Below are 14,549 nucleotides of genomic sequence, written 5' to 3' on the forward strand. Positions count from 1 at the left end.
TGCGATGCTCCCAGCCGATTTTCCCTACTACTTCTGTGGGTTGCCCTTCCGTGCACATCAGGTCGGCCGCAAGCTGCATTGGTTGCTGGGGCGCGGCGACATCCGCCAGCTCATTCCTGGCGTGTACGTCGATACGCGGGTGCCCGACTCGCTGGATCTGCGTGCGGAGGCGCTGAGTCTCGTCGTACCGGCTGGTGCTGTCATCCACGGTGATGCTGCTGCCTGGCTGCATGGGATCGACTCCACCGCACTGGGGGCAGCTCCTCCGGCTCGCCGATGGGCGTGCTGCCTCGCCTGGCGAGTCCTGGCTCCGCCTTCGGCTCTTCGACGCCGGCTTCCCGCGGCCGGAGCTGCAGGTGTCTGTCAGCCGGTACCGTCTCGACCTCGGCTATCCGCACCACCCGGTCGATGGGCGTCGGCTCGGGCTCGAGTACGACAGCGATGCGTGGCACTCGACCGGCCGCCAGCAGATCCGCGACGCGGACCGCCGTACCGACTTGGAACGCCTGGGCTGGCACATCATCCCGATCCGCCGTACCGATCTTTGGGGCTCCTACCCGGCGCTCGAATTAACCGTCGGCGCCTTCCTCTGCCGGCACCCCCGGCTCCCCCGCCGCTGGTAACTCGATCCAGTAGCGACGAACCGGGCCGCGGATCTCCTCGAGCACGCCGCCGTTGCGCTCGATCGTTCGCGCCGAGGCCGGGTTGTCGGCCAAGCAGACCACGAGCACACGTTGGAGCCCGAGCGCCCGAGCCTCCTGCAGAATCGCGCCGAGCGCCCAGCTCGCCACACCCCGACCACGCGCGGACGGCCGGACGCCGTACCCGATGTGGCCCGTCCGCTCGTTCAGCTGATGCCGTAGCCCGATCCCGCCAAGCACGCGGCGGTCCTCGACAATCCAGCGAGACGTCCCGGCACCGGTGCGCACCCGCTCGACCCAAGCCGTGAACCCCTCGACAGTCCCGACCTGATCCGTTGCCGCGAGCCCGAATCCATCCTCGTGGAGCCCCGGTCCCCACTCCGCATGCGCTTCCCGCCAGGCGGCGTACAGATCAACGCTGGGTGCCACCAAAGTCAGAGCCACGACCCGACACTACCCACCCAGTCTGCTCCGCCCAACGCTCAGCGCCCGCCATCAGCACGGCGGTCGCCGGCGCCTTGATCTGCCCGTAGTCGGCAAGATCAGGCACGCTCGCAGCGACCCGTTGCTTGAACGCACCCCACGCATCCCGTACGTCGTCCTGCGACCGCAGGTAGTCCCGGAACAGCAACGCATACCGCGCGTTCGGCCCGTTCTGGAGCCGGATGTGCACATTGGTCGCGCGCTCACCCACCGGCGGCGCAAACACCAGCTTCGGGCAGGTCTGACCGTTCGCGACCTCACTGCGATTCCACGGCTCCGGCCGCAACCGAAAACCCGCCTCGGTCAGCAACCCCACCAACGGCTCCAGCGCGGTCACCCGCACCTGCGCATCAATACAGTCCTTCGCCGCCAGCCCCGGCACCGACGTCGACCCCACATGATCAACCGCCACCGCAGACTCCCCGACCGCACCCCGCAACCGACCAGCAAGCTCCGCGAACAGCCCCGGCCAACCCGCCCGATAGTCGTCGACAACCACAGGACGAACCTCATCAGCAAACGGCATGACCCCCAGCATGCCCGTTTTTCTCTTGTCTGCAAGCCGATTTGATCCGTTACCGTTCTGTGACTATAGTCGAATGTATGTTCGATGCCGATCTCACCGCGCTGTCGACGACCGACCTGCTGGGGTCGGCCGCCGACTATCTCGCGGTGGAGAATCGGGCTGCCGTGCGGGGGCTCGAGGTGGCGTTGGAGTATGCCGATCGTTTCCATCCTGAGGTGTGTCCGCGTCGGCCCGGGCGCGGGTCGGGCAACGGCGGTGAGCGTGCTGTGGTGCTGGGTGGGGACGGGTGCCCGCCGATCTGGGAGTTCGCGATCGCCGAGTTCGGCGCGGTGCGTGGTGTTTCGCACGGGGTCGCCGGGGACTACATCGGCTCGGCGCTGGCGTTGCGGAGCCGGTTCCCGTTCACGTGGGCTCGCGTTCTGGCAGGTCAGGCGACGCCGTGGAAGGCACGTCTGCTCGCCAAGGATTGCCTCAATCTGTCGCTCGAGGCGGCGCTCTACGTCGATCAGCGGGTCGCGCATCTGCTGGACACGATCTCACCGTGGCGGCTGGCCAGGATCATCAAGGCCGCGAAGATGCAGGCCGATCCCGTCCAGGCTCGCGCCGATGCCGATGGCAAGGGTCGTGAGCGCGGCGTGTTCGTGGGTGATACGGATGACCACGGGACGAAGACGTGTGTGATCAAGGCTCCGGCCGCTGCGGTGAATCGGCACGAGGCAAGGATCGCCGAGCTCGCCGAAGCCCTGCTGGTTCTCGGTGACAAGCGCAGCGTGCAGGAGCGCCGGGCAGCGGCGGTCGGCATCATGCCTGACTTCCGCTTCGCCGAAGAACTCCTCGCCCAGGCCCGCGAACACCAACGCACCAACCCCACCGCGCCTCAGGACTCCAGCTCTGCCTCGGACTCATCGTCGGCGCCGGCTCCGTGGCCCGCTGAGGCCCCGATGGCAGGCCCGGATCCAGCCCGAGGCTCAGCATCCGAACCGGCATCTACGCCCGGAGTGGCAGCACCCCCGTCCGCGGCTGAATCTGCAGCTTCTGATCTCTCTTCGGCCAACGGCTTGAGGCTCGTGCATTCAACTGGTTCAGACACGGCCGCCGATGATCGGCCGCAGGACACGTGGGGTAGCAGTGGCGACTACCCGATGGAGCCCGCGCCGGACGACGAAGCCGACCGAGACGCGCCTCATCCCAGTGCGAGCGACCTACCCGATCCACTCGACGCGCCGCCCGGCAGCGGTGGAGGTGGCGAAGCGATGACTGCCGCCGAGCGGCGAGCCCTCGACGCGCGCCTCGCGCAGATCAGACAAGACGCTTACGCCCGTCCGCCCGGTCAACGTCCACGCGCGACGCGGCCTGCCAAGACCGAGCTGTACATCCACCTCACCGACACCACCCTCATCGCCGCCGTCAGGGGTGCGGACGGTGTCGTGCGCGCCGAAGGTGCCGGCCCGTTCCTGGCCAGCCAACGCACCGAACTCATCGGCTACAGCCCCTACCTCGTCAAGCCGGTCATCGACCTCAACGACGCGATCAGCGAGGACGCCTACGAGGCCTCCGACCGGCTCCGCGAACACGTCAAGCTGATCCACCCGGCCGAGCTGTTCCCGTTCGGCACCCGCGAGACCACCAACAGCACCGACCTCGACCACGGTGAGCCCTACGACCCGCTCGGCCCACCAGGCCAGACCAACTCCCACAACCTTGCACCGTTGTCCCGCTACGGCCATCGGGTGAAGACGCACGCGCTCGGCTGGGAGCTCCGGCGCATCGACGCGACAACGGTCGAGTGGACGACGCCGCACGGATTCGTGTTCCGCGTCGACCGCACCGGTACGCACCACATTCCCAAGGAGAGACCTGATGACTGACACATTGCACTGGATCGGTGAGCCGGTGACCGACCGCGGCGTCACGGAGCGCCGGTTCAACCTCATCCGGGAAACGGGTGTCGTCCCGGGCATCTTGTGGCTGCCTGCAGGCGCTCGCTATCCGTGTCCGCTCGTGCTGCTGGGGCACGGCGGCAGTGGGCACAAGCGGGCCGCACGGCAACTGGGGCTGGGCCGGTGGTTCGCCGGCGATTGGCATATCGCGGCTGTCGCCATCGACGGACCGTTCCACGGCGATCGCCAGGCCCTGGACCGGACAGCTGTGATCGGAGCCGACGCGGTGACCGACGGCATGGTGGACGATTGGAACGCGACCCTGGATGCCCTCACTGAACTGCACCTGATCGACAGCAGCCGAGTCGCCTACCTCGGTCTCTCGATGGGGACGCGTTTCGGGCTGCCGTACGTCGCCGCCGCGAATCGGCGACTGCGTTGCGCGGTGCTCGGCAAGTACGGGCTGCTGCAGTCACCCGTCGTCTCAGCCCCGGTCGACGCGGCCGCACGGGTTGCTCGGGATGCTCCTCGGGTCGACGTGCCGGTTCTGTTCCACGTGCAGTGGGACGACGAACTCTTCCCTCGCGCCGGGCAGCTCGAGCTGTTCGATCTCCTGGGATCCCAAGACAAACAGCTGATCGCCTGCCCAGGGACACATCGCACCAGTCCGGCCGCGGCGATGCGGATCTGGTGCGATTTCATCATCGAGCATCTGGAACCCGCCGGGATGACAATGGCCCGGCGGGTATCAGATCAGCTGGAGGACTAGGCGGTACGGCGGCGGTGGATGATGAGGGCGGTTGCCAGCAGGAGGGCCAGCCCGGCTGCTGTGGCTGGGATGGCGAGGTTGTGGGTGGCGGTGGATGCGGTGGGGGTGGCTGTGGTGGCGGTGGATGCGGTGGTGTCGTAGCCGCCGGCGGTGCCGTTTTCTGAGTAGGCGCTGCCGGGGAGCTTGTCGGAGTAGCGGGTGGCTACTAGCTCTTGGTAGGCGGCGACTGTGATGGGTGCGCTGCCGATGGACTTGGTGGCGGAGGCGTTGAGCGGGCGGATCTGGTCGCTGCTGAGGGCGTACCAGGCGCCGATCTGCGGTTCGGTGAAGACGAGCGCACCGCGGGCGGCGGTGAACATGCGGGCCTCGGTGTCGCCGGTCGCGACGTTGACGGCTTGCCACGTGCCGCTGGCGTCGGGGGCCGTGTAGACGGTGAGGCGGTCGGTGCCGCGGGTTGCCGTGGTCGCGGCGTACCAGAACGTCGCCACCGGGGCGGAGGCGTCGCGGATGAAGGCCGGGTTGAGGGCGTAGACCGGTCGGGCGTCCTGCGCCACGGCGACCTTCGCGGCCGACTTGGCGGTGGCCGACTTGGTCCCGGCGGTGGCCTTGCCGAGCAGGCTGAGAGCGGTCGGTGAGCCGGCGGCGGTCGTTGCCTTCGACAACTCACCGGCGGGCACCGGCTGCGGGCCGGCGGCGTTCGCCAGCGCGGTACTGCTCAGCGCGGCGGTGGTCACCGCGAGACCGAGACCGGCGGCCAGTACGGCGGCCGACCGGAACAGGAAGTGCTTGAGGCGGCTCATCTCTCAGGCTCCGATCCGGTAGAGCGAGTGCGTCCAGGTGAACTGCGAGTTGGACCGGTACCAGTTGTACGTCGAGAAGTTGTAGCGCGGGTCGTCCGGCCACGGGTTGTAGTACTTGATGGTCGAGTCCGACGAGTCGTAGCCGATGATGTCCATCATGTGCCCGCCACCCGACGTCCAGCCGATCCGCGTCATCACCGGACGGCCGGCCGCGATCTCGGTGACGAGGGTGTTGAAGCTCAGCGTGCCCGAGATGTAGCTGCCGGAGCTGATCCCGATCGAGCTGAAGGCGCGCTGGTCGTTGCCCAGCGTGGCCTGGTTGTTCGGGCAGGTCGCGTTCTGGCTGTTGCCGAACGCAAGGTTGCAGAACTGGTTCTGCGAGTAGTTCTTGCCGTAGAAGGCCGCGATGCTGTTACCGGTCGCGGCCCAGCACCAGTTGGTCTTCTGCTGGGACTGGCCACTCACGTTCAGGTAGTAGCTACCGGGTGCGGCGTTGGCGGCCGGTGCCAGCGGGACGAGAGTTGCCATCCCTAGCACAGTTGCCAGCAGCAATGACCAGGAGCGGCGGGGGCGGAGCCTGCTCATGAACCCTCCTTGAATGGGGTGTGGTGCCATCTATCGTCAACACAGAGCAATAGTCAGGACGTGCCGCACCCCCGGCAAGAAGTAACTCCCGGCCCGGAAACCGGTGTGAATCCCAACGGAGCGTGAACAGCGCATGACTGGGCAATATCGCCGGCTGCTGTGAACGTTTACACTGACGCGCATGACCGGATCGTCGGTACCCGACGTCACGCCGGACACGTCGTTCGCGGCGGCACTTCGGCAGGCGATCGCGCATCGCGGTCTGGCGCTGAACCGGATCCGCACTCATCTGGCCGACCGCGGCCTGCAGGTCGGCGTCGCCACCCTCAGCACCTGGCAGAGCGGCCGCCGCGTCCCGCGCGACGATTCCCTCGCCGTGATCACCGCGCTCGAGGAGCTCCTGCATGTCCCGATCGGCTGGCTGACGGTTCGCATTCCGCCGGCCCGTTCGGAGCTGGCCGCGACACATCGCCCGTACGCCGTCGTCGAGTACGCCGAGGCTCTCGGCCACCTGCTCGACCGCCTCCGCCGCGACGCCCACGGCCGCCTCCGCAACCTCTCCGTCTTCGAGGAGGTGCACCACGGCCCGGACGGCGCTCTGCAGCGTCGCCGCGTGACCCAGTGCGTGGTCGCGGTCCAGCCGGTCGACCGCATCATCATCGCGCACCAGGGCGAGCCGGGCTGCGACGTCGCCCGGCTGAACGTGCACGGCCTCGCCGGCTGCCGCACCGGCCGGGTCGCCCGTGATGCCAGCGCCGGTGCGCTGCTGGCCGAACTCCTACTGGACCGGAATCTCGCGACCGGCGACACGGCCGTCGTCCACTACGAGATCGAGGACCTGACCGGTCTGCCCTCGCAGAACTACTACCGCTTCGACGAGTGGGGCGGCACGCATTACGTGCTCGAGGTCCAGTTCGACCGATCCGCCCTGCCGGTCCGCGTCAACGAGTACCGGCACCGCCACGCCGACGGCGCCGAAGCCCTCAGCCAGGACCTCATGCTCACCCCCGACGGCCGCGCCCACCTGATCGAGCCGTCAACCGAACCCGGCCTGCTCGGCATGTCTTGGGAGTGGGACTAGATCCGGAAGCCCGCGTGTACGTGATCGTGGTGCGTCTGGTCCGAGAAGAAGGCCGCGCCGGACAGCACCACCGGACCGCCTACGTTGTACGAACCGATCCGCTCCGCGGCCTTCATGTACGTCGAGATCAGGCTGCGCGAGGTGGACGGCGATACGACCGCTTGCCCGTCGATCTCCCACGTGTCGAAGGCCCGGCCCTGCGGGTGGTCACTCGGCCGATCGGTGCCGAACACATTGATCGGATGCCCGGACCGGATCACGCTGACCCCGATCCGATAGGTCTTCGCGAGCTGCAGCATCGCGGTCAGCACGCTGTCGTGCACCTGCCCTGACCGCACATCAGCGATCGATGCCGGTGGCAACAGAATCTGCTTGGTCGCCAACACCTGCCGAGCCACCGCCGAGATCGTCTTCGCCGCCGCTCCCGGAACTGCCGGATGCGTCGCCGTGACCCGCCACGTCTCCCCGGAACGACTCAGCCGTACGTCGACTGTCGTGCCACCGGTGACGACCCGGCCAGCGGTGAGCGAGTACACGCGACACGGCACCAGCACGCTCGCCGTGCTGCCGAGAATGCCGCCGTACTGGGCGTCGATCACCTCGACCACGGACTGCTCCTGCTGCAACATCTCCATGACCGCAGCGACCGCGATCCGCTTCACCTGCGGCGCCACCTCCCCCGGCCCCGGCACCCACGCCCGCACCGAAGGCAACACCGGCCCAGGCTGCGTAGTCGACGGCAACGAACTCGACGGCGTCGGAGCAGGAGTAGGCGTAGGCGTAGTCGGGCCGGCACTCGGCGGCGGCGTACTGGAAGGGCTCTCCGAGGAGCTGCACCCGACCAGCAACCCCGCGCCCGCGATCAGCAACCCACGCCGCCCGACTTCACCCGAGAAACCCATACCAAGCAGTCTCCCCCGCCTCACAAACTCAGCGTGGCGTTACCGGTGTCGTAGGTCTGCACGAAACGATCAAGGAACTGCGTACCGATCAGGCCATCGAGGCCAAGGTCCTGGAACATGACCGTCGGTTGCTCGTGCCGGCTCCGGTCCGGCGCGGCATCGAGCGAGAGCGCGCCGGCGATCTGCGCAAAGCGACGGACAAACCGGTGGCCGGTCTCGTCCACGCCCTCCACCGTCCGCACACCGTCGGCCGCGAGTTCGACCGAACACGCCTCCAGGAACCGGGAGTCGAGGATCGTCGCCCCGGACCCGGTGTCGATCTCGACCTCGACGACCTGACCGTCCGGGAGCCGGAGCTCGGCACGCAACTCGACCGAACGGCCGTCGCGACGCACCCGGACCGGTACGGCGGTCCGCTCGTCGGCCGCCGGTACGCCCAGCCTGATGACCTGCGTGAACGGGTCGACGGTCAACGGCAGCTCCCCGAGCAGATCCAGGCCGAGGATGCCGTCGAAACCGTCAGCCCCGTCAACCGCACCGAGCGCCGCGACCGCGACCACCGCCTCGGTCACGGTGTGATCCCCGATGCGCAGGACAGGCAGCGCCGTCAGGGGCGTTCGAACCTCTTGCCCGGACATGCGACGGCCCGTGAACTCTTCGCCGGTCAGCTGCAATCCGGCCCGATCGACCACCGTGGGGTGGACAAGCGAGATCCCGATCCCCGTGTCGACCAGGAAGCGGGCAGGCTGGCCACCTGGCAGCCCAGCAGCGATCCGGATCAGATGCCCGACCCGGTCGAACGGAATCTCGATCAACTGACAACCGTCCCAGCAGCTACTGCGTCACTCGGTAGACGTCGAAGACGCCTTCGACCGACCGCACCGCCTTGAGGACGTGGCCTAGGTGGGTTGGGTCGCCCATCTCGAAGGTGAAGCGGGACTTGGCGATCCGGTCGCGCGTTGTGGTGAGCGCTGCGGACAGGATGTTCACGTGGTAGTCCGACAGGACCCGGGTGATGTCGGAGAGCAGGCGCGCTCGGTCGAGCGCCTCTACCTGGATGGCGACCAGGAACAGCGACTGAGCCGTCGGGGCCCACTCGACCTCGACGATCCGCTCCGGTTGGGTCGACAGGTTCTCGACGTTCGCGCAGTCGGACCGGTGCACCGAGACGCCGGCACCGCGGGTGATCCAGCCGATGATCTCGTCACCCGGCACCGGAGTACAGCAGCGGGCCAGCTTGGAGAGCACGTCCGTCGCACCCTTGACCAGGACACCGGCGTCGCCACGCGCTGACCGCTTCCGCCGCTCGCGAGACTGCGGCAGCCGCAGGCCCTCGGCCAAGTCCTCGGCCGCGCCCTCTTCACCGCCATATGTCTCGATCAGACGCCGTACGACGGCCTGGGCGCTCACGTGGCTCTCGCCGACCGCGGCGTACAGACCGGTGACGTCCGGATAGCGCAGGGAGTTGGCGACCGCCGTCAGCGTCTCGTGGGACAGCAGGCGCTGCAGCGGCAGGCCCTCCTTGCGGAGCTGCTTGGCGATCGCGTCCTTGCCGTGCTCGATCGACTCGTCGCGGCGCTCCTTGGAGAACCAGTGCTTGATCTTGTTCCGCGCCCGCGGGCTCTTGACGAAGGCGAGCCAGTCCCGCGAGGGGCCGGCGCCTTGCGCCTTCGAGGTGAAGACCTCGACGACGTCGCCGTTCTCGAGGGTGCTCTCCAGCGGCACGAGCCGGCCGTTCACCCGGGCGCCGATACAGCGGTGCCCGACCTCGGTGTGGATCGCGTACGCGAAGTCGACCGGTGAGGAACCCGTCGGCAGCGACATCACGTCACCGCGCGGGGTGAAGACGTAGACCTCGGAGTTGTTGATCTCGAACCGCAGCGAGTCCAGGAACTCCGACGGGTCGGAGGTCTCGCGCTGCCAGTCGACCAGCTGCCGGACCCAGGGCATGTCGTTCGGTGCGCCGATCTCGGTGGTCGGCGGGCCGGCCACCTCCGGCGCCGGGGCGTTCGGGTCTTCCTTGTACTTCCAGTGCGCGGCGATGCCGTACTCCGCGCGGCGGTGCATCGAGAAGGACCGGATCTGCAGCTCCACCGGCTTGCCCTGCGGGCCGATCACGGTGGTGTGCAGCGACTGGTACATGTTGAACTTCGGCATCGCGATGTAGTCCTTGAACCGGCCCGGGACCGGATTCCACCGCGAGTGCAGGATGCCGAGGGCGGCGTAACAGTCGCGGACCGACTCGACCAGGACCCGGATGCCGACCAGGTCGTAGATGTCGCCGAACTCGCGGCCGCGGACGATCATCTTCTGGTAGATCGAGTAGTAGTGCTTCGGCCGGCCGGTGACGGTCGCCTTCACCTTGGCGGCGCGCAGGTCCTCGTGCACCTGGTCGATCACCGACGCGAGGTACTCGTCGCGGGACGGAGCTCGCTCGGCCACCAGCCGGACGATCTCGTCGTACACCTTCGGGTGCAGGGTCGAGAACGACAGGTCCTCGAGCTCCCACTTGATCGTGTTCATACCGAGCCGGTGCGCCAGCGGGGCGTAGATCTCCAGCGTCTCGCGGGCGATCCGCTCCTGCTTCTCCTGGCGCAGGAAGCCCAGGGTGCGCATGTTGTGCAGCCGGTCGGCGAGCTTGATCACCAGCACCCGGATGTCCTTGGCCATCGCGACGACCATCTTGCGGATCGTCTCGGCCTGCGCGGACTCGCCGTACTTGACCTTGTCCAGCTTGGTGACACCGTCGACCAGCATGGCGATCTCTTGACCGAAGTCGCTGGTCAGCTCCGCCACCGTGTACGGCGTGTCCTCGACCGTGTCGTGCAGGAGCGCGGCGCACAGCGTGGGGGCCGTCATCCCCAGCTCGGCCAGGATCGTGGCCACTGCGAGCGGGTGGGTGATGTAGGCGTCACCGCTCTTGCGCAGCTGACCGGTGTGGTACTTCTCCGCGGTCCGGTAGGCGCGCTCGATCATCGCGAGGTCGGCCTTGGGGTGCGTCGCGCGCACCACCCGGAACAGCGGCTCGAGCATGGGTGCCCGGTTCGGGTGCCTGGTGCCGCCGAGGCGGGCCAGCCGGGCCCGCACCCGGGCCGGAGCGATCCGCGGCGGCTGGGCGGCCGGCGGCGGTGACACGGGAGCCGGGCGCACCGGTGCCGGGGCGCGCGGAGGATCCTGCGGTACTACGTTCGGTACCGCTGACGTCATCGCCGGGTCTTCGCCCACGTTGTGTCCCTCCGCCGACAGACCCCCAGTCTAGGGGCCACCGGCCAACGACAGAGAAACACCCTGTGGACAACACGCCGGGTCATTGACCGGTCACGCAGAGTTTGTCCGAATTCAGACAGAAAGCAGCGAAGTAATGCGTTCCGCGGCCAGCCGCTCGCGCCACGGCAGGAACGACAGCTCCAGCAGCACCGCCGTACCGACGATCTCGGCCTCGCAGCGCCGGATCAGCCGCAGGCAGGCCTCGACCGTCCCGCCAGTGGCCAGTACGTCGTCGATCACCAGCACCCGGTCGCCCGGGGCGAACGCGTCCTGGTGCACCTCGATGGTCGCCTCGCCGTACTCCAGCGCGTACGACTCCTCGTACGTCGCGGCCGGCAGCTTGCCCTTCTTCCGGACCGGGACGAACCCGGCGCCGAGGGCGAGCGCGACCGGGGCGGCGAGGATGAACCCGCGCGCCTCGATCCCGACCACCTTGTCGACCACCGGGTTACCGTCGTCGTCCTGCCCCGCGGCGGCCAGTGCCTGCACGACCTGGCCGAAGCCGTCGTGGTCGGCCAGCAGCGGGGTGATGTCCTTGAACACCACCCCCGCCTGCGGGTAGTCCTGGATGTCGCGGATGCCGTCGGCCAGAACCTGCTCCAACGTCCGCGACATCACTTACCGCGTTTCGACCGGGGCTTGCGGGTCGGCTGCGGCCGTCCGGCGCCACCGGCCGTCATCGGCCGGGCCGCCGGAGCCGGCACCGAGCCGGTCGCCCGCGGGGTGTCCTGCACCGACGAGACGCCCGGTGCCGCCGGCACCAGCTCGTCCTCGACGGTCTTGGTCTTGGCCGCCACAGCGCTCTGGGCCTTCTTCGCGGTGACGCGGCGGTTCAGCGCCTGCATACCCGGCTCGCGCTCCTTGAACGCCGCCAGCAGCGCCGGGGCGATGAAGATCGACGAGTAGGCACCGACGGCGATACCGACGAACAGTGCCAGCGAAAGGTCCTTCAGCGGACCGCTGCCGAGCACCCAGGTGCCGACCACGAGGATCGACCCGACCGGCAGCAGCGCGATCAGCGTGGTGTTGATCGACCGCACGATGGTCTGGTTGACGGCCAGGTTGGTCGCGTCGGAGTACGTCAGGCGGTTCGACCCGGTGATGCCGCGGGTGTTCTCGCGGACCTTGTCGAACACCACGACGGTGTCGTACAGCGAGTAACCGAGGATCGTCAGTACGCCGATCACGGTGGCCGGTGTGACGTCGAACCCGATCAGCGCGTACACGCCGACCGTGATCAGCACGTCGTGCACCAGCGCGATGATCGCGGCCGCCGAGGCCTTGGGTTCTCGGAAGTATGCCCAGATGACGAAGAACACCAGCAGGATGAAGACACCCAGCGCCCAGATCGCCTTGTTCGCGATCTGGTTGCCCCAGGACGCACCGATCTGGGTCGAGGTGACCTGGTCGACGCCGATCCCGGCCGTGTCCGCGATCGCCTTGCGGACCAGTGGCACGTCGGCCTGGCTGAGCGGCTTGGTCTGCACCCGCACGCGCTCGTTGTTGATGGTCGTGACGACCGGGTCGCCCAGGCCCTCGATGTTGGTCGCCTTCACCGCGTCGCTGAACTTCTGCACGGTCTCGGCGGTGATCTGGGTCTTCGCCTCGTACTCCGTGCCACCGCGGAACTCGATGCCGAGCGACAGGCCGCGGGTGAACAGGCCACCCAGTGAGAGCACCACCAGGGCGATCGAGACGGCGAACCAGATCTTGCGCTTACCCATGAAGTCGTAGGAGACCTCACCGCGGTGCAGCTTGTTTCCGAGCTGTCCGAGCTTCGACATCAGACCTCCCCTCCGATCGGCTTGCGCGTCGACGGCGTCTTGCGCGGGCGCGGGGCCGGGCCCGCGCTGTGACCCGGCAGTCGTTCGACGCCGAGGTGTTCAGGATCCAGACCGGACAGCTTGTGGCCGTGGCCGAAGAAGTTCGTCCGGGCCAGCAGGGTGACCAGCGGCTTGGTGAAGACGAACACCACCAGCAGGTCGATCAGGGTGGTCAGGCCGAGCGTGAACGCGAAGCCGCGGACGCTGCCGACGGCCAGGATGTAGAGCACCAGCGCGGCCAGCAACGAGATCGAGTCGGCCGCGATGATCGTGTGCTTGGCACGGGACCAGCCCGTCTCCACCGAGGACCGCAGACTGCGGCCGTCGCGGACTTCGTCGCGTAGTCGTTCGAAGTAGATGACGAACGAGTCCGCCGTGATACCGATGGCCACGATCAGACCCGCGATCCCGGACAGCGTCAGGGTGAACCCGATCGCCTTTCCGAGCAGGATGACCAGCGCGCCGGTCAGCACCGCGGCGATCGCCAGCGACGCGACCACGACGATCCCCAGACCGCGGTAGTACAGGAAGGAGAAGAGCACGACGAGCGCGAGACCGGCCAGACCGGCATAGATCCCGGCCGAGAGCTGGTCGCCACCGAGCTGCGGCGAGACCGTCTCGACCGACGAGGTGTCGAACGAGACCGGAAGTGCGCCGTACTTGAGGACGTTGGCCAGGTCCCGGGCCTCGGTCTCGGTGAAGGTACCGGTGATCTGCGCCGAACCACCCGGGATCGGCTGCGACACGGTCGGCGTCGAGATCGTCGTACCGTCCAGCACGATCGCGAACAGGTTCGCGCCCTCGCCGCGCGCGGAGATGTTCTGCGTCGCCTTGAGGAACTTGTCGCCGCCCTCACCGGTGAAGTTCAGGTTGACCTGCCACTGGAGGCCGCCCTGCGGGATCCCGGCGGAGGCGTCCGACAGGTCGGTGCCCTTCAGGATCGCCGGACCGAGCAGGTACTTGTAGACATTGCCCTTGTCGCAGGAGAACTGCGGCTTCAGCGGGTTCTGGTCCTGCTTGTCACCACACTTGTACGCCGCGAACGCCGCCTGGGCAGCCGCATCCGGGGTGTAGGTGAGCGGGTCGCCCTTGAACTCACCCGGAGCAGCCGGCGCACCGGTCGGCGTGCCGCTCGGCTTCGCGGTCGGCGTGGCGGAGGGCTTCGGGGTCGGCGTCGGCGTCGGCGTGGCCTGGCCGAGCGCGCTGCTCCAGGCCCGGCCGTTCGGCTTCGCGGTCGGCGTGGCCGAGGGCTTGATCGACGTACTCGGCTTCGGCGTCGTGGACGGCGTGCCACTCGGCTTCCCGCTCGGGGTCGGCGTCGTCGACGGCTGCGGCATCGGGTTCGCCGCCTGCGCGTCGTACACGATCCGGAAGTACAGCAAGGCCGTCTGGCCGATCTGGGCCACCAGAGCGTCCCGCGTCGCGCCGGGCACGGCCACCGTGATGTGGGTGCCGCCCGAGGTGGTGATGTCGGCCTCGGCGACACCCGCACCGTTCACGCGCTGGGAGATGATGTTCTTGGCCTCGTTGAGCTGCTCCGGGGTCACGTCACCGCTGCCCGCCAGATTCTTGGCGGTCAGCGTGATGGTGGTGCCACCGCGCAGGTCCAGACCGAGCTTGGGCTTCCAGGTCTTGGTGAGCGCCATGATCCCGAACAGCAGGACCACGATGACTCCCAGGGCAATCAGGAGCCGACCGGGGCGGGATGTCGTCGTCGTTGCCACGTCAGATTCAACCTTTGTGCTTCCGGGCGCGCTCCACTGTCTCGTGGACGCGGAGCGCGCCGCAGGCC

At 68.2% G+C, this 14,549-nt stretch carries 14 protein-coding genes; 4 read left to right on the forward strand and 10 right to left on the reverse strand.

Features of this window, described 5'->3' with window-relative positions; translation table 11 throughout:
- The first annotated feature begins 230 nt into the window (after positions 1-230).
- The gene (locus OG474_RS45270) at positions 231-623 is read left to right on the forward strand and encodes a hypothetical protein (RefSeq protein WP_405059894.1); all 393 of its coding nucleotides are present in this window, start codon (positions 231-233) and stop codon (positions 621-623) included.
- Here the strand turns inward: OG474_RS45270 and OG474_RS45275 are convergent.
- Together OG474_RS45275 and OG474_RS45280 are read right to left on the reverse strand one after the other, a co-directional pair.
- A complete protein-coding gene (locus tag OG474_RS45275) occupies positions 570-1,085 on the reverse strand; it encodes a GNAT family N-acetyltransferase (protein ID WP_405059895.1) in 516 nt (171 codons plus the stop codon). The genes OG474_RS45270 and OG474_RS45275 overlap by 54 nt on opposite strands.
- Complete coding sequence (locus tag OG474_RS45280) at positions 1,054-1,650, reverse strand: GrpB family protein (RefSeq protein WP_405059896.1); 597 nt, start codon at positions 1,648-1,650, stop codon at positions 1,054-1,056. Before OG474_RS45280 ends, OG474_RS45275 begins: the two co-directional genes overlap by 32 nt.
- A 77-nt stretch (positions 1,651-1,727) precedes the next feature.
- On the opposite strand from OG474_RS45280, the gene OG474_RS45285 reads away from it, so the two are divergent.
- Together OG474_RS45285 and OG474_RS45290 are read left to right on the forward strand one after the other, a co-directional pair.
- Positions 1,728-3,518: a hypothetical protein gene (locus tag OG474_RS45285; protein ID WP_405059897.1), complete on the forward strand. Its 1,791-nt coding sequence runs from the start codon at positions 1,728-1,730 to the stop codon at positions 3,516-3,518.
- Positions 3,511-4,299, forward strand: a complete 789-nt coding sequence (locus OG474_RS45290) for a dienelactone hydrolase family protein (protein WP_405059898.1) — start codon at positions 3,511-3,513, stop codon at positions 4,297-4,299. The genes OG474_RS45285 and OG474_RS45290 overlap by 8 nt, the downstream gene beginning before the upstream one ends.
- Here the strand turns inward: OG474_RS45290 and OG474_RS45295 are convergent.
- Both OG474_RS45295 and OG474_RS45300 read right to left on the reverse strand, forming a co-directional pair.
- Complete coding sequence (locus OG474_RS45295; RefSeq protein WP_405059899.1) at positions 4,296-5,099, reverse strand: hypothetical protein; 804 nt, start codon at positions 5,097-5,099, stop codon at positions 4,296-4,298. The two genes, OG474_RS45290 and OG474_RS45295, sit on opposite strands and share 4 nt — an antisense overlap.
- Positions 5,100-5,102: 3 nt before the next feature.
- Entirely contained in the window at positions 5,103-5,684 is a 582-nt protein-coding gene (locus OG474_RS45300) for a papain-like cysteine protease family protein (RefSeq protein ID WP_405059900.1), read from the reverse strand.
- 181 nt (positions 5,685-5,865) lie between these two features.
- Here OG474_RS45300 and OG474_RS45305 point away from each other — a divergent pair, with 181 nt between their 5' ends.
- Entirely contained in the window at positions 5,866-6,765 is a 900-nt protein-coding gene (locus tag OG474_RS45305; protein WP_405059901.1) for a hypothetical protein, read from the forward strand.
- On the opposite strand, the gene OG474_RS45310 is transcribed toward OG474_RS45305, so the two are convergent.
- The 6 genes from OG474_RS45310 to secD form a co-directional block, all read right to left on the reverse strand.
- Positions 6,762-7,667 carry a hypothetical protein gene (locus OG474_RS45310; protein WP_405059902.1) on the reverse strand — a complete coding sequence of 302 codons (906 nt, stop codon included), beginning with the start codon at positions 7,665-7,667 and terminating at the stop codon, positions 6,762-6,764. The genes OG474_RS45305 and OG474_RS45310 overlap by 4 nt on opposite strands.
- Before the next feature lie 20 nt (positions 7,668-7,687).
- Positions 7,688-8,482, reverse strand: coding sequence for a retropepsin-like aspartic protease (locus tag OG474_RS45315; RefSeq protein ID WP_405059903.1), 795 nt, complete (start codon positions 8,480-8,482; stop codon positions 7,688-7,690).
- A 19-nt stretch (positions 8,483-8,501) separates the two neighbouring features.
- Positions 8,502-10,874, reverse strand: a complete 2,373-nt coding sequence (locus OG474_RS45320) for a RelA/SpoT family protein (RefSeq protein WP_405059904.1) — start codon at positions 10,872-10,874, stop codon at positions 8,502-8,504.
- A gap of 132 nt (positions 10,875-11,006) precedes the next feature.
- On the reverse strand, positions 11,007-11,549 hold the full coding sequence (locus OG474_RS45325; RefSeq protein WP_405059905.1) for an adenine phosphoribosyltransferase: 543 nt from the start codon (positions 11,547-11,549) through the stop codon (positions 11,007-11,009).
- Complete coding sequence (secF, locus tag OG474_RS45330; protein ID WP_405059906.1) at positions 11,549-12,718, reverse strand: protein translocase subunit SecF; 1,170 nt, start codon at positions 12,716-12,718, stop codon at positions 11,549-11,551. Before secF ends, OG474_RS45325 begins: the two co-directional genes overlap by 1 nt.
- The gene (secD, locus tag OG474_RS45335) at positions 12,718-14,481 is read right to left on the reverse strand and encodes a protein translocase subunit SecD (protein ID WP_405059907.1); all 1,764 of its coding nucleotides are present in this window, start codon (positions 14,479-14,481) and stop codon (positions 12,718-12,720) included. Before secD ends, secF begins: the two co-directional genes overlap by 1 nt.
- Positions 14,482-14,549: the final 68 nt, after the last annotated feature.

The organism is Kribbella sp. NBC_01505 (assembly GCF_045040285.1).
In the GTDB taxonomy this organism is placed as follows: Bacteria; Actinomycetota; Actinomycetes; order Propionibacteriales; family Kribbellaceae; genus Kribbella.

Bases quoted from the DNA above. Each gene is read 5' to 3' on its own strand.
- OG474_RS45325 (WP_405059905.1), bottom strand. From the start codon at position 11,549: ATGTCGCGGACGTTGGAGCAGGTTCTGGCCGACGGCATCCGCGACATC.
- OG474_RS45285 (WP_405059897.1), top strand. From the start codon at position 1,728: ATGTTCGATGCCGATCTCACCGCGCTGTCGACGACCGACCTGCTGGGG.
- OG474_RS45280 (WP_405059896.1), bottom strand. From the start codon at position 1,650: ATGCCGTTTGCTGATGAGGTTCGTCCTGTGGTTGTCGACGACTATCGG.
- OG474_RS45320 (WP_405059904.1), bottom strand. From the start codon at position 10,874: ATGACGTCAGCGGTACCGAACGTAGTACCGCAGGATCCTCCGCGCGCC.
- OG474_RS45290 (WP_405059898.1), top strand. From the start codon at position 3,511: ATGACTGACACATTGCACTGGATCGGTGAGCCGGTGACCGACCGCGGC.
- OG474_RS45270 (WP_405059894.1), top strand. From the start codon at position 231: ATGGGATCGACTCCACCGCACTGGGGGCAGCTCCTCCGGCTCGCCGAT.
- OG474_RS45295 (WP_405059899.1), bottom strand. From the start codon at position 5,099: ATGAGCCGCCTCAAGCACTTCCTGTTCCGGTCGGCCGCCGTACTGGCC.
- OG474_RS45305 (WP_405059901.1), top strand. From the start codon at position 5,866: ATGACCGGATCGTCGGTACCCGACGTCACGCCGGACACGTCGTTCGCG.
- OG474_RS45310 (WP_405059902.1), bottom strand. From the start codon at position 7,667: ATGGGTTTCTCGGGTGAAGTCGGGCGGCGTGGGTTGCTGATCGCGGGC.
- OG474_RS45300 (WP_405059900.1), bottom strand. From the start codon at position 5,684: ATGAGCAGGCTCCGCCCCCGCCGCTCCTGGTCATTGCTGCTGGCAACT.
- secF (WP_405059906.1), bottom strand. From the start codon at position 12,718: ATGTCGAAGCTCGGACAGCTCGGAAACAAGCTGCACCGCGGTGAGGTC.